General features: G+C 61.7%; 19 protein-coding genes. 4 read left to right on the forward strand and 15 right to left on the reverse strand.

Annotated elements, in window-relative coordinates; translation table 11 throughout:
• Window positions 1-75: 75 nt before the first annotated feature.
• Together P3C29_RS19080 and P3C29_RS19085 are read left to right on the forward strand one after the other, a co-directional pair.
• A complete protein-coding gene (locus tag P3C29_RS19080) occupies window positions 76-300 on the forward strand; it encodes a YgdI/YgdR family lipoprotein (protein ID WP_010169379.1) in 225 nt (74 codons plus the stop codon).
• Window positions 301-437: 137 nt separating this feature from the next.
• Entirely contained in the window at window positions 438-707 is a 270-nt protein-coding gene (locus P3C29_RS19085; protein ID WP_169388349.1) for a hypothetical protein, read from the forward strand.
• Between the two features lie 130 nt (window positions 708-837).
• Here P3C29_RS19085 and P3C29_RS19090 read toward each other — a convergent pair whose 3' ends face one another.
• The 10 genes from P3C29_RS19090 to P3C29_RS19135 all read right to left on the reverse strand — a co-directional run bounded on the left by P3C29_RS19090 (window position 838) and on the right by P3C29_RS19135 (window position 17,960).
• Window positions 838-2,268, reverse strand: a complete 1,431-nt coding sequence (locus tag P3C29_RS19090) for a lipase (RefSeq protein WP_275965186.1) — start codon at window positions 2,266-2,268, stop codon at window positions 838-840.
• Window positions 2,269-2,319: 51 nt separating this feature from the next.
• Window positions 2,320-5,430, reverse strand: coding sequence for an autotransporter serine protease (locus P3C29_RS19095; RefSeq protein ID WP_275965187.1), 3,111 nt, complete (start codon window positions 5,428-5,430; stop codon window positions 2,320-2,322).
• Window positions 5,431-5,614: 184 nt separating this feature from the next.
• Window positions 5,615-8,572: an autotransporter serine protease gene (locus P3C29_RS19100; protein ID WP_275965188.1), complete on the reverse strand. Its 2,958-nt coding sequence runs from the start codon at window positions 8,570-8,572 to the stop codon at window positions 5,615-5,617.
• A gap of 130 nt (window positions 8,573-8,702) precedes the next feature.
• Window positions 8,703-10,040, reverse strand: coding sequence for a TolC family outer membrane protein (locus P3C29_RS19105; protein WP_275965189.1), 1,338 nt, complete (start codon window positions 10,038-10,040; stop codon window positions 8,703-8,705).
• 2 nt (window positions 10,041-10,042) lie between these two features.
• Window positions 10,043-11,377, reverse strand: a complete 1,335-nt coding sequence (locus tag P3C29_RS19110; RefSeq protein WP_275965190.1) for an HlyD family type I secretion periplasmic adaptor subunit — start codon at window positions 11,375-11,377, stop codon at window positions 10,043-10,045.
• On the reverse strand, window positions 11,374-13,125 hold the full coding sequence (locus tag P3C29_RS19115) for a type I secretion system permease/ATPase (protein WP_275965191.1): 1,752 nt from the start codon (window positions 13,123-13,125) through the stop codon (window positions 11,374-11,376). Before P3C29_RS19115 ends, P3C29_RS19110 begins: the two co-directional genes overlap by 4 nt.
• A gap of 104 nt (window positions 13,126-13,229) precedes the next feature.
• Window positions 13,230-13,598 carry a protease inhibitor Inh/omp19 family protein gene (locus tag P3C29_RS19120; RefSeq protein ID WP_275965247.1) on the reverse strand — a complete coding sequence of 123 codons (369 nt, stop codon included), beginning with the start codon at window positions 13,596-13,598 and terminating at the stop codon, window positions 13,230-13,232.
• Window positions 13,599-13,672: 74 nt separating this feature from the next.
• Window positions 13,673-15,121, reverse strand: coding sequence for a serralysin family metalloprotease (locus P3C29_RS19125; RefSeq protein ID WP_010169402.1), 1,449 nt, complete (start codon window positions 15,119-15,121; stop codon window positions 13,673-13,675).
• Between the two features lie 364 nt (window positions 15,122-15,485).
• Complete coding sequence (locus P3C29_RS19130; protein WP_275965192.1) at window positions 15,486-16,586, reverse strand: P1 family peptidase; 1,101 nt, start codon at window positions 16,584-16,586, stop codon at window positions 15,486-15,488.
• 9 nt (window positions 16,587-16,595) lie between these two features.
• Window positions 16,596-17,960, reverse strand: a complete 1,365-nt coding sequence (locus P3C29_RS19135; protein ID WP_275965193.1) for an APC family permease — start codon at window positions 17,958-17,960, stop codon at window positions 16,596-16,598.
• Window positions 17,961-18,156: 196 nt separating this feature from the next.
• Between P3C29_RS19135 and P3C29_RS19140 the strand changes: the two genes are divergently transcribed.
• Window positions 18,157-18,951: a helix-turn-helix transcriptional regulator gene (locus P3C29_RS19140; RefSeq protein ID WP_169388339.1), complete on the forward strand. Its 795-nt coding sequence runs from the start codon at window positions 18,157-18,159 to the stop codon at window positions 18,949-18,951.
• 55 nt (window positions 18,952-19,006) lie between these two features.
• On the opposite strand, the gene P3C29_RS19145 is transcribed toward P3C29_RS19140, so the two are convergent.
• The 5 genes from P3C29_RS19145 to P3C29_RS19165 all read right to left on the reverse strand — a co-directional run bounded on the left by P3C29_RS19145 (window position 19,007) and on the right by P3C29_RS19165 (window position 23,581).
• Window positions 19,007-19,417: a M10 family metallopeptidase C-terminal domain-containing protein gene (locus P3C29_RS19145; RefSeq protein ID WP_275965194.1), complete on the reverse strand. Its 411-nt coding sequence runs from the start codon at window positions 19,415-19,417 to the stop codon at window positions 19,007-19,009.
• A 383-nt stretch (window positions 19,418-19,800) separates the two neighbouring features.
• Window positions 19,801-20,880: a polyamine ABC transporter substrate-binding protein gene (locus P3C29_RS19150; RefSeq protein ID WP_010169417.1), complete on the reverse strand. Its 1,080-nt coding sequence runs from the start codon at window positions 20,878-20,880 to the stop codon at window positions 19,801-19,803.
• Between the two features lie 60 nt (window positions 20,881-20,940).
• The gene (locus P3C29_RS19155; RefSeq protein WP_010169420.1) at window positions 20,941-21,282 is read right to left on the reverse strand and encodes a cupin domain-containing protein; all 342 of its coding nucleotides are present in this window, start codon (window positions 21,280-21,282) and stop codon (window positions 20,941-20,943) included.
• A gap of 27 nt (window positions 21,283-21,309) precedes the next feature.
• The gene (locus tag P3C29_RS19160; RefSeq protein ID WP_201123982.1) at window positions 21,310-22,716 is read right to left on the reverse strand and encodes an FAD-dependent oxidoreductase; all 1,407 of its coding nucleotides are present in this window, start codon (window positions 22,714-22,716) and stop codon (window positions 21,310-21,312) included.
• A 49-nt stretch (window positions 22,717-22,765) separates the two neighbouring features.
• Window positions 22,766-23,581 (reverse strand): helix-turn-helix domain-containing protein, encoded by an 816-nt coding sequence (locus P3C29_RS19165; protein WP_275965195.1) that lies wholly within the window; start codon window positions 23,579-23,581, stop codon window positions 22,766-22,768.
• Window positions 23,582-23,840: 259 nt separating this feature from the next.
• Here P3C29_RS19165 and P3C29_RS19170 point away from each other — a divergent pair, with 259 nt between their 5' ends.
• Entirely contained in the window at window positions 23,841-24,113 is a 273-nt protein-coding gene (locus P3C29_RS19170; RefSeq protein WP_003217129.1) for a DUF1652 domain-containing protein, read from the forward strand.
• The last annotated feature ends 24 nt before the right edge of the window (window positions 24,114-24,137 follow it).

Genomic DNA, 24,137 nt, shown 5'->3' on the forward strand with positions numbered 1-24,137 from the left:
TGGCTGTCAGCCACATTAAATGTGTCTCCCCCGACCGCTCAGGCGCGGGGTTTTCGAAGGGTCAGGGTAAGGGTTATGAGCATGAAGAATTTGGGTCTGGCACTGGGTATGTTGACGATGTTGGTATTGGCCGGTTGCTCCACGCAAACCGTAGTGACGTTGCAGAACGGCACCCAATATTTGACCAGGGATGTGCCGAACGCGAAGACTGCGGATGGTTTCTACGAATTCACCGACATCGCCGGCAAGCACATACGGGTCAAGGCCGCCGACGTCGCGACCGTGATCAAGGAGAAGTAAAGAAAACCGCGCAAATGCGCGGTTTTTTTTGGCTTGGGCAAAATAAACAAAATTTTACCGAAGGATTTCCCCCGCTCCCGCGTTTAACCGATCAACCGCCTTCATCTTCGAAAGCGGTACGACGGAGAACCATGGCCATGGCATTCATGTCCCGAGCGGTGCGCGCTCTGCTACTCATTCCCGTGATGTGGGCTGCGCTGGCGAGTACGCCGGTGTTTGCCGACACCCTCATCATCCGCCAGGCGCCAGCGCGCGTGGTGATCGTGCAACCGCCTCCTCCCGGCTACTACGGCCACTGGGGTTATGGCTACGGCCCGCGAGGCTACTGGCCACGCGGTCATTACTACGGCTACGGCTACGGCCAACCCCATCGCCCGTACTGGAACCACGGCCACTACTGGAGATAACCCCTCCCCAGACGCTGATTAACCCCGTGGCGAGGGAGCTTGCTCCCGCTGGGCCGCGAAGCGGACCCAAAAATCGGCCTGCTGCGCAGTCCAGCGGGAACAAGCTCCCTCGCCACAACAGCAGCGCTATTTAGCTGATGGAAATTCCATCGCCCCACACCCCGGCCAGTCCAACCCCCACCAGCGTTACCGAGTCCGCGCCAAAACTCAGCACCGTATCGCCCCCCACCACCTTGGCGTGATCACGCCAGTCAGCACTGCCCTCCACATCCCGGAACACCAGCTTGTCGGTGGGCTGATAGCCGATCACCCGGTCCTGCCCAAACTGCCCTCCGAACAGAAAGGTGTTATGCCCACTGTTGTCGCGGATCGTGTCATTGCCCTTGCCGCCCTCGATGAAGTCCACGCCCTTGCCGCCCTGAATCAGGTCATCACCGTCACTGCCAATGATGAACGTGTTGCCCTTGTGAGGCTCGGCGTTGCGGTTAAGGTCCTGCACCCAGGTATTGGCCCGGCCCGGGTCCGACAGGTTGGCCACGATAATCGTCGAATCCCGGCTGGTCAGGTCGTAGAACTGCGAGTCCAGCACCCGCGTCAAGCCATCCCCATACGCCGTGGGCAAATGGGAGATCCAGGTCGGTACATTGACGATGGAAAACGGCAGGACATTCCACAGCGTCGACGCATAGTGATCGTTGAAGCTGACGATATTGTCGGTGGTCGACTCATGGGGCTTGTCGTGCACGCCCAGGGACGAGAAATTGAACGACGAACCGTCGAGGGCACGAAATACCGGGTCATTTTCATACCCGATGTTCAGCACCTTGTCGCCGGCACTCTGGGTCGGCGAAGCGTAGGCCACGTAGTTAGAATCCTTGTAGAACCCCGACCATTTGTTGCCGCTCAAGTCGGCCATGCTGTTGACCGCCAGGCCACCCAGGCTATGGCCGCTGACCACCACGTCCTTGCCCGTCAACCCATGGCTGCCGGCATACGCCGCGACATCCTTGAGCAAGGTGCCAAAGGCTTCGCCCGCGTAGTTTTTCGCGTAATCCTTCGGCCCCAGCGCGGCCAGCAGGTCACTGACCAAATCGCCGATGGAATCGCTGATCAGGGTTTCCCGGGGGCCGGAGGTGCCGCGAAAACCGATGCCGATTTCCAACAACTTGCCGTCACCATCGTACTTGCCCAGCACTTCCACCTGAGCGGTGGTATAGCCGGCTTTTTCACCGAAGAACGTGCCCCGGGCATCCACCTTGCCGCCGTAGCCCAGGGTGCTGGCGCTGATGGGCGTCCAGCCGGCCTTGTGCACCGCATCAAGGGCGGCCTTTTCCGAATCGGGGTTCCAGGGAATCCCCGGAATCACCCCTTGGGAATCGGTACTGCCCAGCAACGCGCCCACCAGGGTTGCGGGCAGGCCCAAGCCAAAACCGTTGTGCTGGTAGCCCACGGCGAAGCCGTTATCCAGGTTGTGGTAGGAGTACAACGTGATCGCCATGGCATCGGCGAACAACGCTTTGGAGCCCTCGGTCCCGAGGTTTTTATAGTCAAAGACACCCATGGTATTGCCTCTCTTTTGTTGGAATTGTCGAGAAAGCCAAACAACGGTATTTCAGAACGCCCAGTCGAGGCTCAAGCCGACGCCATGGACTTTCTCCTTGCTGGCCAGCAGGCCGTTGTAATCAAGATTCACCTTCGCGTCCTTGCTCAGCGCCAGGCTGACCCGTGCGCCCACCAGCGCCGCATCACGCACCATCGGCGAACTTTCCACGGAGAACGACGGGCTGCCCGACGCAAACGCCAGGTGGCGTTCGGAGTCGACGCTGCTCAGGTTGTGCTGCCAGCCCAGCGTGCCGGAAAGCTCCAGTTGCTGGTGATCGCTCACGTTCAAGGTTTTCAGCGCCCTTACGCCCAGGGTGCTCAACACCAGGTCGCGGCTGTCATCCCCGCCCTTCAACGCCGCCGCATCACCCTTCTCGGTAAACCCGTCGGCATCCAGGTGCACATACGCCAGGCTGGCGAACGGTTCCAGGGCAAGGGGTTGCAAGTTCAGGCGATACGCCGCTTCGGTAAACACCTGGGTACTGCGGGCATCGACCTTGGCTTTTTGCTTGCCGGCGACTTCACCGTATTGCAGCTCGCGCTTCACATCGGCGCGGTGCCAGCTGTAGGTTGCGCCCCCGCTCAAACGCAAGGCGCCGATCTCGTGCCCGGCATAGGCACCCAGGTGATAGCTGTCGACCGATGCGCGGGAGTGGGTGTCACTGCCCATATTCAGCGACGTGTCGCTGTAGCCCGCCACCAGGCCCAAACGGGTGTCTTCGTCCAGCGCACCGTCCACACCCGCCAGCATGCCGCCGATGGAGGTGGTGTAGCCTGCCGTGTCGCTGCGGCTGTCGGTCTTGCCCCAGGCGCCGAGGGCCTTGACCCAAACGTTGCCGCGGCTGTCGATAGTCTCGGTCGATGCGCCCATTTCGCCTTGCTGCAAACGCTCGCCCACGGCTTCGCGCAGGTAGCGGTTGTCATTGACCAGCGCAGTTTCCAGCGCCGGGTAGATTTCCCCGGACAGCTGCTGGAATGCACCCTGGGCCGACGCCGCATTCGGCGCCGACAACAGACTTTCATACACAGCGTTACCGGCGCCCAACTGTTCGGCAGCGGCTGCAACCGAGCGTTGATTCGGCGTGGCCGCCACGCTGGCGAAGGTGTTGGCGTTGCGCGCTACATCCAGTTGCACGCCGTTGGCGGCATAGTTCAGGGTGCCGCCGAGAAACAGGTAGTTGGGCAGCACCGAACCGAAGCTGCCAGTAATGCCGCCGGCGGCCTGAAGGATGTTGTACTGGCGCCCGATCAGGCTTTCGGCCTGGGTCTGGGTCAGCAATGTCGGGCTGTTTTCCAGGGCCAGGGTCACCGTGCCGCCGCTGAGGGTGGCCTTGCCACCGGCGACAATGCGATCACTGTTGGTGGCCGACAGCTCCACCGCATAGGTGGAGCCCGCCGCAAAGTTCACATCCCCTGCCACGTTCAGGGTGCCAATGGAATTGCCCGGCGCCACGGTACCGCCGCTGTTGGCGGTGAGTGAACCGATGTGCCCGGAACCACCCACTACCCCGCTGCTGCCCACGGTGACGTCGGAGGTGATCGAACCATTGATTGCCAGCAACCCCTGGTTGACCAGGGTCGGGCCGCTGTAGGTGCTGGTGCCGGTCAGCACCAGCGCGCCAATGCCTTGCTTGGTCAGGCCGCCATGCCCGGCGATGTCGTTGCTCCACACGTCCAGCCCGCAATGCACATCGGTGCAAAGGCGCTGGGTCGGTTTACCGGCATCCACCACGGCGCCCATCCCTGGCAGGTCCGCGACGAATTGGCCGGAGCCGTAGGCGCCGTCGATTCGAAACTCGGCCGGAATATCCTCAGCCGTCACAAACATCCCCGGGCCGTTGATGGCCTTGCCCAGGTTTATCATGCCCCAGCCGTACAGCGAGTCGATGCCCGGTGCGCCGAGGTCGGTCGCGGTGGTTTTGAGCAACGTGGAAATCTGGTCGCCGCTCATGTACGGGAAGCGCTCCATCAACACCGCCGCACTGCCGGCCACATGGGGCGCGGCCATGGAGGTGCCGTTGAAGTTGGCGTAGTCGGTGGTCAGGTTTTCCAGGGTGGTGCCGTTGATCACCGAGCTGTAGATCTTGGTGCCGGGCGCCGCGACGCAAAAGCTCGCGGCATAACCGCAGCGAGAGGAGAAGGTGCTGATCACGTACGGGTCGGCACTGGCGGTGTCGGGGTTCTGCTGCAAGGCCGCCACCGACAACCAGTTGGGTGCGATCTCCGGCACGAAGTACGCCAGGCCCGAAATCGCATCCGGGTTATTGCGGTTGTAGTCGTTTCCGGCGGCGAAGATCGTCAGCACCCCGCTGCGGGCCGCATCGATCGCACCCTGATAGGCACCGCCGGCGATCGTGCCGAGGATCGGCCGGATGTTATTGAACTGGGCCTGGGCCTCATTGACCGTGAAGTTGGGGAACGCCGGATCACGCCCGCCCTTGGCGTACTGGTCACCAATCCCAATGCCCCAGCTGTTGTTGATAATGCGCGCACCGCTGGCCACCAACGCGTCCCAACCGGCTTTGTAGACCGCGCCGTCGTTGCCCAGGATGATCCCGTCTTCGGGGCCCGGGTCACCGTTTTCGGCACTGATGATTTGCGCATCGAACGCCACGCCATGCATCGGCCCGCCATCGCGATTACCCGCCGCAATGCCGCCGACGTGGGTGCCGTGATTGCCGAGCTTGCCGTTGGAGCCCAGGGACGGCGTGCCGTCGTAGCGAAAGGCATCCCCGGCCTTCACCGGGATGTACGGGTCGGTGTATTGACGGATGCCCTCGGTCACAATCGTGACCACTTTGCCGGGGCTCGCGAATTCCGGGTGCTGGGCGTACACCGGCTGGTCGAAGATCCCCAGCTTCACGCCCTTGCCGGTGTAGCCGGCGGCGTAGGCAGCGTCTGCATGCACGGCGCCCAGGCCCCAATCGGCCTTGAACTCATTGCTGCGCCAACTGGCAGCGTCCCCCAGTTTCCCGGTTTCGACGTAGGGTGCGGCCTGGGCGGTACCCAGGCTGGCCAGGCAACACAGCAACGCGCCGTATGGCACGCCACTCAGGGCCTTGAGCGGGTAGCCCGGGCCTGTCGGGATGGCGGATTGAAACCCTCGTTTTGTTGTTTTCACGGTGACCTTCCTTAGTTTTTATTGCACTTGTGTAAATCACATGTCTTCCAGGCGTCGCCGACCCAATGTGGGAGCGGGCTTGCTCGCGAATGCGGTGTGTCAGTCGATGCTCCTTTAACTGAGCCACCGTATTCGCGAGCAAGCCCGCTCCCACATTTGAATTACGTCGGCCTCAGGATCTTGCTCAGAACTGCCAGTTCAGGCTCAATCCCACGCCCTGGATTTTCTCCCGACCAGCCAACTGGCCCGTGTAGTCGAGGTTGACCCGCGTGCTTTTGCTCAACGCCAGGCTGGCCTGCACCCCTACCAGCGCCGCATCGCGCATCAGCGGCGAGCTTTGCACAGCGAACGACGGCCCACCGGCGACAAACGCCAGGTGCTCCTCGGATTTGACGGCGCTCAGGCTGTGCTGCCAGCCCAACGAACCGGAAACGTCCAGTTGCTGCCGGTCATTGAGGGCCAGGGTTTTCGACGCCCGCAGGCCAAGAGTGCTCAGCACCGCGTCGCGGCTGTCACTGCCACGCGCCAGTGCGGCGGCGTCGCCTTTCTCGTGAAAGCGTTCGTTGTCCAGGTGCACGTAAGCCAGGTTGGCGAACGGCTCCAGCGCTACCGCTGGCACGTTCAAGCGGTAGGCTGCCTCGGTAAATACCTGGGCGCTGCGTGCATCCAGCTTGGCCTTCTGCTTGCCGCTGACCTCGCCGTACTGCAAGTCGCGTTTCACGTCGCCGCGATGCCAGCTGTAGGCGCCACCGACGCTCAGCCGCCAGTTGCCCAGCTCATGCCCGGCATAGGCGCCGAGGTGGTAGCTGTCGATGGACGCCGAGGAATGGGTGCCGCTGCCCATGTTCAGGGAGCTGTCGCTGTAACCGGCCACCAGGCCTGCGCGGGTCTGCTCGTCCAGGGCGCCGTCGACGCCGGCCAGCATGCCGCCCAGGGAGCTGGTGTAGCCCGCGGTTTCGCTGCGGCTGTCGGTCTTGCCCCAGCTGCCGAGCGCCTTGACCCACACGTTGCTCTCACCGGCCACCGGCGTATGGCGCAGGCGTTCGCCCACGGCGTCACGTACCTGGCGGCTGTCATTGATCAACATCGTGCCGATGGCCGGGTAGATTTCTCCGGACAGTTGCTGGAAGCCCTGTTGTGCTGTGGCCAGTGAATCCGAGCGCAGAATGCTTTCATACACCGGGTTGCCGGCGCCCAGTTGCTCGGCGGCGGCCGCCACCGAGCGCTGGTTACGGCTGGCGCCGACACTGGCAAAACTCGCGTCACTGCGGGCAATGGCCAGTTGCACGCCGTTGGCGGCATAGTCCAGCGTGCCGCCCAGGAACAGGTAGTTGGGCAACACGGCACCGAACTGGCCCTGGATTCCGCCCGCCGCCTGCAGGATGGTGTACTGGCGCCCCACCAGGCTCTCGGCCTGCTGCTGGCTGAGCAGGGTCGGGCTGTTTTCCAGGGCCAGGGTCACGGTGCCGCCCCCGAGGGTAGCCTTGCCGGTGGCGACGATCTGGTCGCTGCGGGTGGGTGTGAGTTCGACTGCGTAGGTGGAGCCGGCGGCGAGGTTCACATCCCCGGCCACCTGCAAGGTGCCCACGGAATTGCCCGGCGCCACGGTGCCGCCGTTATTCACCTGCAACGCCGCAATACGCCCGGAGCCGCCCAAGGTGCCGCTGTCATTGACCGTCACCGCAGAGGTCAGTGAGCCGTTCACCGCCAACCGGCCGCCATTCACGGTGGTGGGGCCACGGTAGGTATTGTCACCCGTCAGGATCAGGCTGCCCGCGCCGGATTTGGTCAGGCTGCCTTCGTAGATACGCTGGGCCGCTGCCGCCGCCCGGGCGGTGCCAACGGCGTAGTCGGTCTGGTCCTGCTGACTCGCACCGGCTCCCACGCCGTTTTCCCAGCCCTTGTCGCGCAGGGTTTGCTGCCAGGCCAGGGTTTCGGCGCTGTCTTCGGCCCGACGCTGGATCAGCGCCTTGTCGGAGATCGCGTTACTCCACACATCGCCCTGCCCGGCCGCCAGCGTGACCGTCATGGGGCCCAGCAACTGCCCAGGCCCGTGCATCGCCCGGCCCAGGTCCGGCACGCCCCAGCCGACCTGTGTGGTGGGTGCGTCAGTGACCGCGCCATTAAGCTGGGTGGCCGTGGTCAACAACACCTGCAAGGCCTGCTCGTTGTTCAGGTATGGGTAGCGTTCCATCACCAGTGCCAGTGCGCCGGTGGCATGGGGTGCCGACATCGAGGTGCCGGATTTCACCCCGTAGCCGCCCTCGGGAATGGTGCTGTTGATCAACGCTCCCGGCGTGGAAATGCACCAGTACTTGGCGATGCCACACTGGTTGTATTTCTGGTTATTCGCCTTGTCCAGGCCCGACACCGCCAGCCAGTGGCCTTCCAGCCCAGGCTGGAAATACGGCAAGGCCGAACGCACGCTGGCATTGGCATAGCCGCTGTTGCCGGCGCTGAACACGTTGATCACCCCGGCCTTGGCCACATCGGCGGCGGCGTCGAGCCAGGTGTTCTGGTGGTAGTGCTGGGCATAGGCCGCGTGCAGGTCGCCCAGGGTCTGGTAGCTGACATCCTTGGGTTGGCTGCCCCAGCTGTTGTTGATCGCGCGCACGCCGGAATCCACCAGGGCGCTGTACACCGCCTTGAAGTACTGGGGGTCCGGTGTGGGGCCAAACAGGAAACTGTCGTTGGCGTTGGTGTTGCCGACGTAGATCTGCGCGTTGTACGCCACGCCGTGCATGCCCACGCCATCACGGGCCGCGCCCATGGTGCCGGTCACATGGGTGCCGTGGGAGTCGTTGTTGGGGTTGAGGGCGCCGGTGGTGTTGAACGGGCGGCCATCGACGTAGGTTCCGCTGGCGGTGACCGCGTGATAACGGTCTTTTGAGGCTTCGGGATGGTTGGGGTCAAAACCCGAGTCCAGCGCGCCGATCTTGACGCCACTGCCGGTGATGCCGGCCGCGTAGGCCTCGTTGGCTTTCATCCGGTCCAGGCCCCAGTCGCTCTGGAACTCGGCCGAACGCCAACTGGCGGGATCGCCCGGTTTGCCGGCTTCGAGGTACTGCCCATGGGCCGCCACGGACAGCAGCAGCAAGGAGCCTGCGGTGAAGGGTTTGAAGCGAGGTGAATCGGTGATCATGAAGAGTCCTTTTTCTTATTGTTGAAATACCTGTAGCGAGGCTGCCTCCTGTGGCGAGGGAGCTCCCTCGCCACAGCAAGCTCCCTCCACCACAACAAGCTCCCTGCACCCAGCAATACTCATCCAGGCATCAGCGGCTCATAGGGCCAAACGCCTCATCCACCTTGGCCAGGTCGGTGTCGCGCAAGTTGCCTGCGTAGTAATGCAATTTGGTCCAGGCCATCAGGTAGTCGTAGCGCGCCTGGGCCAGGTCGCGACGGGTGCTGTACAGCTGCTGTTCGGCGTTCAGCGCATCGAGGTTGACCCGCTCGCCGCCGAGGATGCTTTGCTTGGTCGACACCACCAGCGCTTCGGCCGAGGTCAGGGCCTTCTGGTAGGCGCGCAGCTTGCTGACGCCCGACAGGCACGCACTGAACTGGCGACGCAGTTCGATCAGGGTTTCGCGGGTCTTGCCTTCCAGCTCGTACTCGGCCTGTTCCATGGCGCGGCTGGCCTGCCGGGTGGAGGCCGAGACCCCGCCACCGGCATACAGCGGCATGCTGATCTCCACGCCAATGGTGTTGGTGTCGTAGCGCTGGTTGTAGGTGTTGCCGCTGTCGGATTCCTGCTGCCGCGAACTGGCATAGGCCGTCACCCGTGGCATATGCCCGGCACGGTTGCGCTCCACTTCATAGCGCGCCACTTCCAGGGATTGGCGTTGCGAGGCCAGGGTCGGGTTGTTGGTCAGGGCGAGTTCGTGCCAGGTGTCGTAGTTGGCCGGCGTCAGGGTGAAGGCGGCAAACCCCGGGTTCAGTGGCGCCAGGTCGTTGATGTTGACGCTCTGCACGCCGATCAGCGCACCCAGCTCCCGCAGCGAGGCGTCCTGCTCATCCAGCGCCTGGATTTCTTCGGCGGTGGCCAGCTCATAACGGGATTCGGCTTCGAGGATATCGGTACGGGTGCCTTCGCCTTGTTGGAACAAATGCTGGTTCTGCTGGAACTGCTGCTCGTACGCCTTCTTTTTGGCGCGGGCAATGTCGATCTGGTCCTGGGCAAACAAGGCCTGGGTGTAATAGGTCAGCACCCGCACCAGCAACGCCTGGCTCTTGTCGCGAAAACTCTCGTCGGCGAACAGCGCCTGGGCCACGCCCTTGCGGTAGTTGGCATAGGCTTCGTAGTCGAACAGCGGCTGTTGCAGGGTGAAGGTGGAGCCGTAGCTGTTGTAGTTGCGGTCATCGTGATAATTACCGCCGCGCCCGTCGGGCAAGGTGGCCTGGGAGTTGTTGCGCCCCTTGTTGTAGTTGTACGACAGCTTGGGCAGCAGGCCGGCGCGGCCAATGGTGCGGTTTTCCAGGCCGGCGTCACGTTCCTTGACGGCGCCGAGGAACACCGGGTCGTTGCGCAGGGCCTGTTCGTAGACATCAAACGGGCCCATGGCGGCCTGGGCGCTGCTGCAGGCGAGTAGCAAGGCGATGAACATCGGTTTCATGTTCATTCCTCGGTCAACGCCGAGCCGGCGCGGTCCAGCAGCGGCTTGAACAGGTAGTTGAGCAAGGAGCGCTCGCCGGTGCGGATAAACATCTCGGCGGGCATGCCTGGCTTGATCACCAGGCCATGGAGTTTCTCCAGGGCGCTGCTGCTGACGGTGGTACGCAGCACGTAGTACGGCATGCCGGTTTTTTCGTCGAGCATCTGGTCGGCAGAGATCAGGCTCACCTCCCCCGGCACCCGGGGCGTGCGGCTCTGGTTGAAGGCGGTGAACAGGATGTCCACTGGCAAGTGGGCGCCGACCTTGTCCACCAGGTGCACCGGCAAGCGCCCTTCTACTTCCAGGCGGGTGTCCTGGGGCACGATTTCCAGCAGGGTTTCACCGGCACGCACCACGGCGCCTTCGGTGTGCACGCTCAGGTTGACCGCGATGCCATCGGCCGGGGCGTTGATCTCGCTGTGCTGCAGGTCGAACCCCGCGGAGGTCAGTTGCTGCTCCAGGGTCAGGCTGCGCAGTTGCGCGTCGGCCAGTTGGCTGCGGACTTCCTTCTGGTACTCCTCGCTGTGCTGCTGCAGCTTGAGCCGCGATTCAAGAATGCCCTGCTCCACCCGCCCGCTTTCGCCGGTGTTCTGCGCCAGGTCCTGTTGCACCTGGGACAGCTGCCGCTGGTACTCCATCAGCCGGTTGCGCGGGATGTAGCCGTTGTCGGCCAAGGGTTGCAGGTTGTTCAACTGGTCGCGCAGGGATTGGGCCTGGGCGGTCAGGTCACTGCGGGCGCGGCGCATGCCGTTGAGTTGGGCGGTGGCGCCCTCGATATTCGCGCGAATCCCGGCCTGTTCCCGGGCAAAGGCTTCGCGGCGGCTGCTGAACAATTGGCGCTGGCCTTCCAGAACCAAGGCCAGGGCTTGATCCGGGTTGCCACTCAGTTCCGCCGGAAAGGTGATCGTCGACTGGTTATCACGCTCACTCTGCCACCGCGCCACGCTGGCCCAGGCCATGCGGTACTGGGCTTGCAGGGAGTGCACGTCAGCCTGGTTTTGCGTCTGGTCGAGGCGGAACAGCGGCTGGCCCTGCTTCACTGCCTCGCCTTCCCGCACCAGGATCCGGCTGACCACACCGGGGCTCAGGGTTTGCACGGCCTTGCGCTTGCCCGAGACCACCACGGTGCCCTGCACCGGAATGCCCTGGTCCAGCGGCGCCAGGCTGGCCCACAGGAAGAAACCACCGGCGCCGACCACCGTCAGCAGCCAGCCCATGCGGGCAAAGAAACGTGCGCCATGTTCGGGGTGAGCCTGTTCGTAATCGCGGTTGATTTGAATGCTGCTGTCGCTGCTCATGCGCCTGGATTCCTTCCGGCTTGATACTGACGGCTGAGGCTGACCCCGGCCTTTTCTCGCGGTGCTTCCTGCTGGCCGGACAGCGCCCGCAGCACGTCCTGGCTGGGTCCGAAGGCCTGCAAGCGGCCCTCGTTGAGCACCAGCAGTTTGTCGGCCTGGGCCAACGCCGAGGAGCGGTGCGTCACCAGCACCACCGTGCTGTCCTGGGCCTTCATCTGCATGATCGCGCTGGCCAGGGCGGCTTCGCCCACGGTGTCGAGGTTGGAGTTGGGCTCATCCAGTACGATCAGCCGCGGGCCGCCATACAACGCGCGGGCCAGGGCGACCCGTTGTTTCTGGCCACCGGACAGGCCGCTGCCTTCGTCGCCGAGCACGGTGTCGTAGCCGTGGGGCAAACGCAGGATCAGTTCGTGCACGCCGGCTTGCTGGGCGGCCTGCACCACTAACTGCGGGTCGGCTTCGCGAAAGCGTGCGATGTTGTCGGCGATGCTGCCGCTGAACAGCTCGATGTCCTGGGGCAGATAGCCGATATGCGGGCCGAGGTCGTCACGGTCCCAGCGATGGATGTCAGCACCGTCCAGGCGCACGGTGCCCGCCAGGGTGGGCCACACGCCCACCAGCACACGGGCCAGGGTCGACTTGCCGGAGCCCGAGGCGCCCAGCACGCCGAGCACTTCACCGGCCGCCAGGTTGAAGCTGACCTGATGCAAGGTCGGCACACGCCGCCCGGGCGGGCCGGCGCTGACCTGCTCGAAACTCACCTGGCCCTTGGGCGCCGGCAAGGCCATCTGTTCGCCCTGGGGCGGGAACTCGCGCATCAGGTTGTCGAGGCGCTGGTAGGCCAGCTTGGCCGAGCTCCATTGCTTCCACACGGCAATCAACTGGTCGATGGGGCTCAATACCCGGCCCATCAGGATCGAACCGGCGATCATCATCCCAGCGGTCATGTCGCCCTTGATCACCAGCAATGCGCCCAGGCCCAGCACCAGTGATTGCAGGCACAGGCGCAGGGATTTACTCAGGGAGCTGATGATCGAGCCGGTGTCGCTGGCCTTGTTTTGCAAGCCCAGAAACTGCGAATGCACCTTGAACCAGCGCTTGCGCAACGCCCCCAGCATGCCCATGGCCTGGATGGTTTCGGCGTTGTGCAGGTGGCTGGTAGCCAATTGCGTGGATTGCTGGGAATACCCGCTGGCTTCGCCCAGGGGCTTTTTGGTCAGGTACTCGTTGAGGCACGCCAGCCCGATCAGCAGCACGGCCCCGGCGCTGGCCAACACCCCTAGCCACACGTTGAACAGGAAGATCACAAACAGATAAATCGGAAACCACGGCGCATCGAAAAACGCGAACAGTGCAGGCCCGGTGATGAACTGGCGGATGTGGGTCAAATCCCCCAGGGATTGGCCGCCGTGGCCCTCGCCCCGTTGCAGGTTGCGCTCGAAGGCTGCCTTGTACACCCGCAGGTTGAAACGCCGTTCCAACTGGCTACCGATGCGAATCACGATAAAGCTGCGGATCACCTCCAGCACGCCGATAAACGCGAAGAAGCCCACCACCATCAGCGTCAACATCACCAGGGTGGTTTCGTTCTGGGACGACAGCACGCGGTCGTAGACTTGCAACATATAAATCGACGGCACCAGCATCAATACGTTAATCAATGCGGTGAAGCAGCCAATACTGATCAGAATACTTTTGTAATCACCGAGTGCTTTAAACAGTGGTGCAACGGGAGTGGTCTTCGCCATGTTGCCTGATCTTCCCTGAGCCGAATGACGCGCAATAGTTTGCCCGGCGCCCCATTAAAGGGCGGGCAAACATTAAAATCGGGTTATATCGTTATAACGACCTATTAAGGTGCGCGTTGTAATAACAACACCGCGCCAGATTTGGAGCGCCCTTCATATTCGCCTTCTTTCTGGCGATTCAAATGTGTAATGCCCGTGCCTTCGGCATTCATCAACCAAATACCGTCGGGAGTCGGCGTCCAACTAACGGGCGCTTCCCCTAGCCATTGTCCGGCGCACGCTACATCACCGCCGAGCGCGTTGGCTTGTTCGATCAAGTCCAGCGCGCACACCTGTTCCTGCTGGTGCAGCGCCCAATGCCCGGCCAGTTGCGCCGATGTAGGTAAAACCAGACTGCTTGCCATTGCTGAGGCTCCTGCCGACATAAGCAATGCCTGGAAACACCAGGCCACTGTAGTGCGAAATAACGTCATCACCATCGCCCGTTCAAGGGGTGGATGCAAGGGCAGAGGGCAGCGCATGCGCGCCGCCCTCCTTTACCCGTGTATCAGGCCACGATGTCGCTGACCGCTGCCTGGCCGACGGTGGTGACGAGGAAATCCGCCACTCCGTGCCCGGAGAAGTCCACGGCCAAGGTGCCCAGGTTGGTGCCCGAGGCGTAGGACAGCACCGCATCGCCGGCGTGACCGGTGAAGGCATTGACGAAGGTCAGGCCTGCACCTTTGGTGATGCCGGTGAGGTCGATCTTGTCCGAACCCGAGGTGAAGTCGAAGATCTTGTCGGCCGCACCCGGCTTGGAATCCGAGCTGGAACCGAACACGAAAGTGTCCGAACCTGCGCCGCCCCACAACTGGTCTGCACCGCCACCGCCGTAGATGATGTCGTTGCCGGCACCGCCCTTGAGGATGTTGGCGGCGGCGTTACCGATCAGCAGGTCGTTGCCCGAGCCGCCGAAAGCGTTCTCCACGGTCACGCCCTTGGCGATGGAAACGTTGCCCACCAGGCCGCCAACGTCGGAGAACGAGGTCTCATTGAGGTTGATCTTCTGGTTTTGGGTAAAACCGGAGAAGTCCAGGGTGTCGTTGCCACCACCGTCCCACACCGAGAACACCAGCTTGTCGGCCGATGAAGTGGCGCTGAGGAAATCACGCCCGGTGTTGGAGTTGAAGCCGTAGGTGGTGTCGCCGGCGCGGGTGTTGTAGTTGGCGCCGTAGAGCTTCTGGATCGCGGCGATGTCGTCGATCAGCGGGCCGGACGAGTAAGCCTCTACCCCGCCTTTGCTGAAGTTCTGGTTGGTGTTGCTCTCGCTCCAGTAACTCATGACGCTGTAGCCACGCGTGTCCTGTCCATAGTCCGCGTCTTTGTACGAAGGGTTGCCGGTCCCGGCGTTGTAGTCGCCAGGGTGGTCCAGGCCCAGGGTGTGGCCGATTTCGTGGGTCAGGGTCTGCCGGCCATAGTTGTTCAGGTCCGGGGTTTTGTTCGGCGTGTAGCTGCTGTTGGTCAGGTACCAGGAAGTGCCATCAAGGCCGCTTTCGTTGTACTTGGCGTTGGTGCCCGGCAGGTAGGCAAAGGCTGCTGCGCCGTCCTGGCCGCCGCTGTAGTTGCCGAAGGTCATGTGGAAATCACCGCCCGAGGCTTTCTCGGTGAAGGTGACATTGGCCACATCCGCCCAGGATTGCATGGCCAGTACGGCCTGTGCTTTCTGCTGGGTGTTGAACTGGCTGAACCCGGTAATCCCATGTTTGTTCATGGTCGCGTTGGAAGCCGAAGTCAGGAAGGTGTAGGTGAGGTCGATCTTGCCGTTGCCATCCACGTCCCGATACGCGGCGTTCTCACGCAGCAGGTGGTCAGCGGCCTGGTCAACGGTGAACGAGGGTTTGCCATTGACCGTGAGGTTGCCGCCACGGTCATATTGATGGCTAAAGCTATCGATTTGCGTATAGGCAGTACTTGCTTGAGCCGCCGATACAATAGCTTTGTCTTTTACTTTTGACATAAACGTACTTCCTTGTTTGCAAGTGGAACAGTTTTTGTCCGATAGAACCCACTCTGGCGAGTAAGTCCTATCACTCGCCCCTTTTGAAGGCGAAAGAAAACTGACACAACTTGAAATCATTCGTCCAGCGCTATTTTTGCAGGGTAAAACATGGCGCGGCGAACAATTCCTGCAAACGCTGGCTAGTAGCGACTTATAAAAAGACAACTATTTAAATATTAAATACCGCTAAAGTGGTTTTGCGAGGAATGGATCCAAAGTATTGATTGAGGTGCACTAAGAAAGTGTCACCGTGTCATTGTTAGTAGTGAATGGCCACCATCTAAGTACTTGTCCCGTATTACCGGGACAAGACTTAATCTATTTATTGATCGCGCCAGCCTGTTTGGCGCAGTGCCTGCAGGAGTGTTTGCGCATCCAGTGCCGGTACCCGCACACCGTGGTCGGTGGTCATTTCTTCGCCGGCCAGAATCGCATTAATGATCGCTTCCTCCACGGCCTCCGCCGCCGCGCTGAACAACGGCGAAATATGGTCGTTATTGACCATGTCCAGCCGCGTGCTGAGGGGCAGCCCCTTGCGCCCGTAATCGGCCACCGGCAAATCCTGATTGCCGGTGGCGAACGCCAGGAACAGGTCCCCGCTGGAATCTTCGGTGCCGCCGCCGGTGCGTGCAATGCCGATGGACGCGCGCTGCGCCAGGCGCTGGCATTGATGGGGCAACAACGGCGCATCGGTGGCGATGATCACCACGATGGAGCCCATGCCGGGTGTACCGCGATCGGCAAACGGTGACGGGATGTCCATCAACTGCCGGCCCACCGGGTAACCGTCCACCCGCAACTCCTGGCGTTTGCCATGGTTGGCCTGCACCAGCACGCCCACGGTCCAGCCGCCCTGCTCCGCCGACAGCCGCCGCGACGCGGTGCCAATGCCGCCCTTGAACTCGTGGCAGATCATCCCGGTGCCACCGCCCACGGCGCCCTCCGCCACCGGCCCGGTTTCAGCGTTGGCCAACGCCTCGCGCACATGCTCCGGGCCGACGTGCTGGCCCCAGATGTCGTTGAGCAAACCGTCGTAGGTTTCCATCACCACCGGCATGCACCAGTACACCGCCGGGTCTGCCAGGCTTTCGCGCTCCAGGGCGATCAAGGTGTCGCGCACGATGCCGATACTGTGGGTGTTGGTGATGGCCAGCGGCGTGGTCAGCAACCCCGACTCGCTGATCCATTCCAGGCCGGTGGCATCGCCGTTGCCGTTGAGCACGTGGTAGCCGGCAAAACATGGCTGGTGCCGTGCAGCACCGGCCCTCGGCTGGATCGCCGTCACGCCGGTACGCACCTGTTTGCCGTCGATACGGGTCTTGAGCGTGCTGTGGCCGACCCGTACCCCTGGAACGTCGGTGATGGCATTCAACTCACCGGGCGTACCCAGTCCCAACGTAATGCCCATTTGACGTGCGCGCATAACCACTCCTTACAATTTCTGAAACGCCGGACTCAACCGGCCACTGATGCAATACAGGATCACCGACAGCGCCAGCAGGCCGATGATAATCATGATGTCGCGAACCGAGGCGGCAATCGCCAGGGTCACCAACAGGTAGCCGGCGCCCAGCACCGCCAGCAAGGCCGGCACCGGCCACAACGGCATGCGATACGGGTGCTCACGGTCACGCAGCACGACCCGGCTCATCAGCGCACTCAGCGCGACGATCAGGTACACCAGCATGATCAGCAGCACACTGAAGGACGTCAGGTCCGCCAGGTTGGAGCTGAAGCTGAGCAACGCCGAAGGAATCGCCAGGAACAGCGTAGCCAACCACGGCGAATCCCAGCGTGGATGAATCCGGGTGAACAGTTTGTTGATGGTCGGCGTCCACAGCGCATCGCGGCCGCTGCTGAACACCACCCGGCCAATCTGGATCACGATGGCGACGATGGCGTTGAACACCGACAGGAAGATCCCGGCACTCACCAGCCGCGACAGGGTTTCATTGCCGTGGCTGGTCAGCAGGTAGCCGATCGGATCGGGGCTGCTGATCATCGCGCTGAGGGACGGGGCACCGATCAGCAGCGCGGTGATCGGCACCAGTTCGATGACCACCACCAGCCCCAGGGACCACAACACCGCCTTGTGCACGCCCTTGCCGCCGCACTTCATGTCTTCCGCCAGCAACACTGCCGGGCCGTAGCCATTGAATGAAAACAGGCCGATGCCGACCGCGCCGATCACCAGCGCCCAGGGCGCGAGGTGCAACACGCCGTTTTCGACGATATGCGGTTGCAACAACACGCTGACCGGCTGCACCGCGTTGCCGAAGCCGATAAACACAATCACCAGCAACGCCGCCACTTCCAGCAGCAGGCAAGTGCCGGTGATCCAGGCATTCAGCTTGATATTCAGGATACCCAGGGCGTAGCTGCACACCACGATGACCAGGGCCACGGTTTGTGAGTCGAATGTGGTGCCCAGGGCGTTATTCAGGTACGTCGCCGCGCCAGTGGCCAGCACCGGCGGGATAAACAGCAACATCACCAATACAGTGAGAAACGTCGCGTAGCCAGCCATGCCGCCGAACACCCGCTTGGCGTACACGTACTCGCCGCCTGCGCTGTTGTGGGCGCGGCCGAGTTCGGCGTAGCAAAAGGCGAACATCAGCGCGAGCAACGCGGCCATCACAAAGGCCAGGAACACCCCGCTGCCGGCCTGCTGGATCGCAAACGGCGCAATCACGAATACCGAACTGGCCGGTGTCACCGCCGAGACAGTGATGGCCACCACATCGAACACGCTGAGGGTGGGTTTCAGCACGCCGTCGGGCGTGGAAGGAGCACTCATATCGTTATCCTCTTGATTGTTCTTGGTTTGAGGCAGAAACGAAAAGGCAAAGCGACGCGGGGTATGTTCCCCGCTGACTGACGGCCAACTTAAACGCTCTGCATAAGGCGGCCAATTCCCCTATTGGAGTACTCCCCTTGACGGCGTCGGGCAAAAGTCGAACCCTTGCGGCCTCATTCTTTGCGTGGAGCGGCACATGAGCCTGTTCAGGGAAGTCGGCATGCACGCGGGCCTGGGCCGTACCGTCGCACAGATCGGCACCGAGCGATTCTGGAAACAGCTGGTGCTGTTGTTGCACCAATGCGTGCCTTTCGACAATGCCCTGGCGATTTTCTACCCCGCCGACGGCCCGCCCCAGGCATTGGAGGAATACGACGCGCAGCCGAGCAGCAAACCGGCATCGATGCTGGTGTACCTCAATGGCTTGTACTTGCTCGACCCGTTCTTCCAGGCCTGCCGCGAAGGCTATGCCAGTGGTGTGTACCGCCTTGAAGAAGTGGCGCCGGATCACTTTCGCCAGAGTGAATACTTCCTCAATTACTTTCACGACAACGTGCTGGAGGACGAGGTGCAGTTCATCCTGCAATTGCCGGGCGCGGGGACGTTGTCGCTGTCGTTGGGCATGCAGCGGCTGTTTACCGGGGAGGAAACCGGGTTGATGACGACGTTGGCGGCCTGGGTGTTGCCGTTGATGCAGCAGCATTGGCAACAAAGTACCCAGCGGGTGGCGGCGCCTGCGCAAATGGCCAGCCAGATTCGCGACGCGCTGAGTCATTTCGGGTGTGGGGTGTTGTCGGAGCGGGAGCTGGAGATTGCGCGGCTGGTGCTGCGCGGGTTTTCGTCAAAAGCCATGGCCGAACGGCTGAATATCTCGCCGGACACGGTCAAGGTGCATCGTCGGCATCTGTACGCCAAGCTGGATATCTCGTCGCAGCCGGAGTTGTTTTCGTTGTTTATCCAGTCGTTAGGGCATGACTTGGAGAATCCCTGACTCGAAAAGCGCTCACGGCATGTCACCCTTGAGCACCTACAGCACCGAGCCAGGGCTATTTGGGTTTATTGAATAGCTTGATATTTTTTTCCGTTAAGTGAACGCCATCGATGTGCACAGCAAAGTTCTCACCTTCGGGCGTCACCTTAATTGTCAGAACGCCAATTTCCTGGGGACGCAAATAAGCCAACTGCATATCCCCAACCTGCTGGGGAGGTCCTTCCGTCAATTTGACTTCCGTTATATTCAACTTTTTCAGCATTCTGGACACATCGATCCTGTCGTCCTTCGGATTGAAATTAGTAATCCGGTCCGCATCACTTGCAAGCGAGTCGGTGGGCTTTTCATACTTGAAGCTGTTGCGGCCCACACTGGCGACGAGTTGATCGCCACCGCCACCGCCGATAATGACGGAATCCTGGCCACGAATGGCCTCCAGTCGTTCGCTTGCGTCTGTGCCGCGCAAGGTTGGGCGTGCTGTACTGGGGGGCTCGGGGTACGTCCAGGTTCCGCCTGCGGGGAGACTCTCTACTAACATATGAATGACCTTTTATATAAAAGTGAAGGTTACTGACGAAGCCAGAAGCAATAATCACCGTGCAAAACCGGCTGCCTTATCTCAATAAACCAGCCAGTCAATATTGCGATTAAAACCCAACTTCGGCTGTGAACCTTCCCCGCTAATAAAAGTATTTTCCAGCTTGCTTGTATAACGGCGTGTGACGAATAACTAATGAAACTCTCCGAATCAAAATATCGGGAACTCACTCATACTCGTCACACACTATTATTTAATCGTGGCGCGGAGCGTCACAGGATGCATTCCCACGCAGAGCGTGGGAACGATCATCAGCGACCGGTACGAATCGTGTTCCACACCCGCGTACGAATCCGGTCGATGTTCAGCGGCATCGCTTCCAGCGCAAACAACTTGCCCATCATTTCCGGGCTTGGGTACACCTTGGTGTCGCTCTTGATCGCCGGGTCCACCAGGCTGTCTGCCGCCGCGTTGCCGTTGGCGTAGTGCACGTAGTTGGTGATGCTGGCCATCACTTCCGGGCGCAGCAGGTAGTTCATGAACGCGTAGCCGGCTTTTTCATCCGGCGCATCGGCGGGCATGGCGACCATGTCGAACCAGATGGCGGCGCCTTCCTTGGGAATGTTGTAGCCGATGTTCACGCCGTTCTTGGCTTCCTTGGCGCGGCTTTCGGCCTGGAGGATGTCGCCGGAGAAGCCCACGGCCACGCAGATGTCGCCGTTGGCCAGGTCTGCGGTGTATTTCGAGGAGTGGAAGTACGCCACGTACGGCCGTACTTTCATCAGCAGGTCCTCGGCCTTTTTGTAGTCTTCCGCCTTCTTGCTGTGGTGCGGCAGCCCCAGGTAGTTGAGCGCTGCCGGCAGCAGTTCCGGGCCGTTGTCGAGGATCGCCACGCCACATTTCTGCAGCTTTTGCATGTTTTCGGGCTTGAAGATCAGGTCCCAGGAATCCACCGGGGCGTTGTCCCCCAGTACGGCCTTGACCTTGTCGATGTTGTAGCCGATGCCGGTGCTGCCCCACAGGTAAGGGAAGCCGTGGGCGTTGCCCGGGTCGTTGTTTTCCAGGGCCTTGAGCAGCACCGGATTGAGGTTCTTCCAGTTGGGCAACTGGCTCTTGTCGAGTTTCTTCAGTGCCCCGCCCTGGATCTGCCGCGCCATGAAGTGGTTGGAAGGAAACACCACGTCGTAGCCGGATTTGCCGGTCATCAACTTGCCGTCGAGGGTTTCGTTGCTGTCGTACACGTCGTAGGTGAAGCCGATCCCGGTTTCTTTCTGGAAGTTCTTGGTGGTGTCGGGGGCGATGTAGTCCGACCAGTTGTAGATCTTTACCGTCTCGGCGGCTTGGCTGAGGGTGGCGACAAATACCAGCGGCAACAGGGCAATGGGTCTCATGGTTCGATTTCCTGGCGGTTTTAGGGCTGTTTTTATGGCAGGCGATCAAAGATCAAAGAATCAGAGGATCAATACATAGGTCTTGCGTACGGTTTCCTGAATGTCCCAGATACCCGTGCTGTTGGCCGGCAACATCAGTGCGTCGCCGGCTTCTATGTGGAGCATTTCCCCGTTGTCGGGGGTGAAGGTGCAACGTCCCTGGATAAAGTGGCAAAACTCCTGGGCCACAATCTGCCGGCGCCAGCGCCCGGGCGTGCATTCCCAGATGCCGGTTTCGACGCCGTCGTTGCGCTCCACGCTCAGGGTGGAGGCCACTGCCACCGGCGTGCCCAATGGCACGGCAACCGGCGAAGAGTCGGGCAAATGGGCGCTCAGTGTGTCTTTGAACTGGGTAATGCTCATGTTCATACCTGTGGTGATTGAAACGACTTAGTGCATGAAACCTTCCATGAACCCGGCAACCCCGCTGGCCAACTTGCGACGCCACGGCGCGGTGTTGGGGTTGGCCAGCACCTGGTCCTCGTGGACAAAGCTGCGAATGATCGCGTTGTAACCCAGCCAGCGGCACGGTTCCGGCTCCCAGGCCTTGAGCCCGTCCAGCCGGCCCGGCTGGATCACCCACGGCTGCTGCACCAGCGGCGTGTCAAGCCCCAGGATCAGGTCGGCCAAAGTGCGGCCGCCCAGGTTGCTGGCCCCTACGCCCTCGCCGCCGTAACCACCGGCCAGGGCGATGCCTGCCGCGTGGTCACAGAGCATGTGCGGCTTGAAGCGTCGGGACATGCCGAGGTTGCCGCCCCACGCGTGGGTGATGCGGACTTTCTTGAGCTGCGGGAAGAGTTCACCGAACAGGTAGCGACGCAGTTCGATTTCGCTGTCGGTAAGGTCGAAGTTGTGCCGCAGCTTGCCGGCAAACTGATAGCCGCCACGGGCACCGAACACCAGGCGGTTATCGGCTGAACGCTGGCCGTAGGTGACTTGCCGACTGCTTTCGCCGAACGCCTGGCCGCGGTTCAGGCCGATCTCATCCCAGGTGCTGGCCGGCAACGGCTCGGTGGCAACGATCAGGCTTTGCACCGGCAACTGATAGCGCCCCAGCGGCGCCAATGTCGTGGCATACCCCTCCACCGCCGGCACCACCCATGAGGCGCGCACCGATGCTTTGGCCGTGCGCAGGCTGCCGGATTGCCAGTGGGTCACGGGGCTGTTTTCGTAGATCGTGACGCCCATCTGTTCGACCGCCCGCGCCAGGCCACGCACCAGCCTGGCCGGGTGAATCGTGGCGACGTGGGGAGCAAAGATGCCGCCGTAGGGCTTGGCGATGCGGATGTGCTCGGCCAACTGCTGCGGGCCGAGCCAGCGGTAATCGTCGTCGGTCAGGCCCTGGGCGTGGAGTTTGGCCAGGTAGGCCCGCAGGCTGGCTTCCTGTTCGGGGTAGCGCGCGGCGCAATACAGCACGCCGCCCTTGCGGTAGTCACAGTCGATGCCTTCGCGCTCAATCACCTGCGCCACTTCATCAGGGATTGCATGCAGCAGGTCGAACGAGGCCCGGCGCTGCTCCGGGGACAACCCTGCCAGCAGCCGGTCTTCCCCCAGCAGGTTGCCCATCAACCAGCCGCCGTTACGCCCCGAGGCTCCGAAGCCGGCGGTTTGCGCTTCGATGATTGCGATCTTCAGCTCGGGCGCCTGGCGCTTCAGGTAATACGCGGTCCAGAGCCCAGTGTAGCCGGCGCCGATAATGGCCACGTTGACGTCCAGGTCGTGCTCCAGGGACGGGCGCGCCACCAGCGGCTCGTCCAACTGGTCCATCCATAAACTGATATTGCGCCATGCAGGCATGCCAAGCTCCACCACCACACTTCGATGGCAGTGATCCTAGAGCCTGGCCTCAGGGGCTGTCTTGCGCGCGTGCACGCAGGGAAATTTGTTTGACGTAGGCCTTGGGCGACTGGCCGGTGTGTTGGCGGAAGCAGCTATAGAACGCCGATGTCGAATTGAAACCGGCGGCAAACGCCAGTTCATCGATGCGTATCGGTGGCGTTGCGTTATCCAGTGCGGCCAGCAAATGCTGGAGGCGCGCCTGGTTGACGTAGCGGTAAAAGCTTTGGCCCAGCACCTGGTTCAACAGGTAGGAAATCTGGTTGCGGCTGTACCCGCACTCCTTCGCTACCCGTTGCAGGTCCAGTTCAGGGTCCAGGTACGGTTGCTGGCGCTGGAAATACTGTTGCAGGTCGTTGGCCATGTAGCTCAGTTGCTGGGGCGACAGACCCAGGCGGCTGACGGTCGGGCGTGTGGTCTCGCTACGGCTGGCGGACTGTTCGTGCACCAGGGACGCGTATTCGTTGACCCGCCAGATCAGGCCGTCGCGCACGGTAATGGCTTCGCTGGTGCGAAACGACACCAGCCCCTGGCCGCCGCGCAAAGTGATGCGGTATTGAATGAACGCTGTGTCGCCGTCGGCGCGGATGCGGTCGGTGTGCTCGATCGCCTCATCCGTGCCACGCGGCATGCTGGCTTGCAGGTACTCGCGCAGGCCCTCTGCCCCAACGACGCGGTTCTGGAAGAAATCGTGGTACTGGATGTCCGGGTGGTAGTAGGAGATCACCCCATCCAGGTCCCGATCCCTCCAACACAGGTGGTGACGCAGCACCAACTTGGCCGTGGCTTGCGTTTTCTGGTGGTCATCCGGAATGATGTCTTGCATGGCAAACTCTAAGCCAACTTAAAAACGAAGCTTGCCGAACTCCAGGCACCGGCTCAATGACCAATTGGTAGTTCCGACCAGTGGCCTTTCGCCCATTACCGTGCAGGACATGACCCACATCAAACTTCCTGAAAACAACTGCCGAACGGGGCCAAAAAACTCCCCTGCCGGATGCGAACGAATGCTATTTTTAGGGCTCACGACGGCCAGGACCAGTGACGGTCATGGCGCCCCTGCAGCGAGCTAAAGGAAGCGCTCAATGAACAAGGTGGGCAACATGAATAAAGTGACGTTCCCCAACGCCTGCCAGTTGATGCGCTGGCATTTTCATCCCATGGGCTTTGAGGCGAGCATGGACGCTCCCGGCAGCATGATCGCCCGCCTGTTCGACCGCGCCAGCGGAGAAACCCTGATTGCGATTGCCGGCATTCCCTGCGCCACGGTAATGAACGCCGCCGACGTGGAGCGGATCATTGAAGCCGTCGAGGATGAGCTGGAGTCGTTTGTGCCGCCGCTGTCGTTGCGGGCTTAGTCGCTGCGGGCATAAAAGAAGGGC

The organism is Pseudomonas sp. 1912-s (assembly GCF_029269205.1).
GTDB lineage: Bacteria > Pseudomonadota > Gammaproteobacteria > Pseudomonadales > Pseudomonadaceae > Aquipseudomonas.

Coding starts and splice junctions, on each gene's coding strand:
- P3C29_RS19080 (WP_010169379.1), top strand. CDS start 76: ATGAGCATGAAGAATTTGGGTCTGGCACTGGGTATGTTGACGATGTTG.
- P3C29_RS19085 (WP_169388349.1), top strand. CDS start 438: ATGGCATTCATGTCCCGAGCGGTGCGCGCTCTGCTACTCATTCCCGTG.
- P3C29_RS19090 (WP_275965186.1), bottom strand. CDS start 2,268: ATGGGTGTCTTTGACTATAAAAACCTCGGGACCGAGGGCTCCAAAGCG.
- P3C29_RS19100 (WP_275965188.1), bottom strand. CDS start 8,572: ATGATCACCGATTCACCTCGCTTCAAACCCTTCACCGCAGGCTCCTTG.
- P3C29_RS19105 (WP_275965189.1), bottom strand. CDS start 10,040: ATGAAACCGATGTTCATCGCCTTGCTACTCGCCTGCAGCAGCGCCCAG.
- P3C29_RS19110 (WP_275965190.1), bottom strand. CDS start 11,377: ATGAGCAGCGACAGCAGCATTCAAATCAACCGCGATTACGAACAGGCT.
- P3C29_RS19115 (WP_275965191.1), bottom strand. CDS start 13,125: ATGGCGAAGACCACTCCCGTTGCACCACTGTTTAAAGCACTCGGTGAT.
- P3C29_RS19120 (WP_275965247.1), bottom strand. CDS start 13,598: ATGACGTTATTTCGCACTACAGTGGCCTGGTGTTTCCAGGCATTGCTT.
- P3C29_RS19125 (WP_010169402.1), bottom strand. CDS start 15,121: ATGTCAAAAGTAAAAGACAAAGCTATTGTATCGGCGGCTCAAGCAAGT.
- P3C29_RS19130 (WP_275965192.1), bottom strand. CDS start 16,586: ATGCGCGCACGTCAAATGGGCATTACGTTGGGACTGGGTACGCCCGGT.
- P3C29_RS19135 (WP_275965193.1), bottom strand. CDS start 17,960: ATGAGTGCTCCTTCCACGCCCGACGGCGTGCTGAAACCCACCCTCAGC.
- P3C29_RS19140 (WP_169388339.1), top strand. CDS start 18,157: ATGAGCCTGTTCAGGGAAGTCGGCATGCACGCGGGCCTGGGCCGTACC.
- P3C29_RS19150 (WP_010169417.1), bottom strand. CDS start 20,880: ATGAGACCCATTGCCCTGTTGCCGCTGGTATTTGTCGCCACCCTCAGC.
- P3C29_RS19155 (WP_010169420.1), bottom strand. CDS start 21,282: ATGAGCATTACCCAGTTCAAAGACACACTGAGCGCCCATTTGCCCGAC.
- P3C29_RS19160 (WP_201123982.1), bottom strand. CDS start 22,716: ATGCCTGCATGGCGCAATATCAGTTTATGGATGGACCAGTTGGACGAG.
- P3C29_RS19165 (WP_275965195.1), bottom strand. CDS start 23,581: ATGCAAGACATCATTCCGGATGACCACCAGAAAACGCAAGCCACGGCC.
- P3C29_RS19170 (WP_003217129.1), top strand. CDS start 23,841: ATGAACAAGGTGGGCAACATGAATAAAGTGACGTTCCCCAACGCCTGC.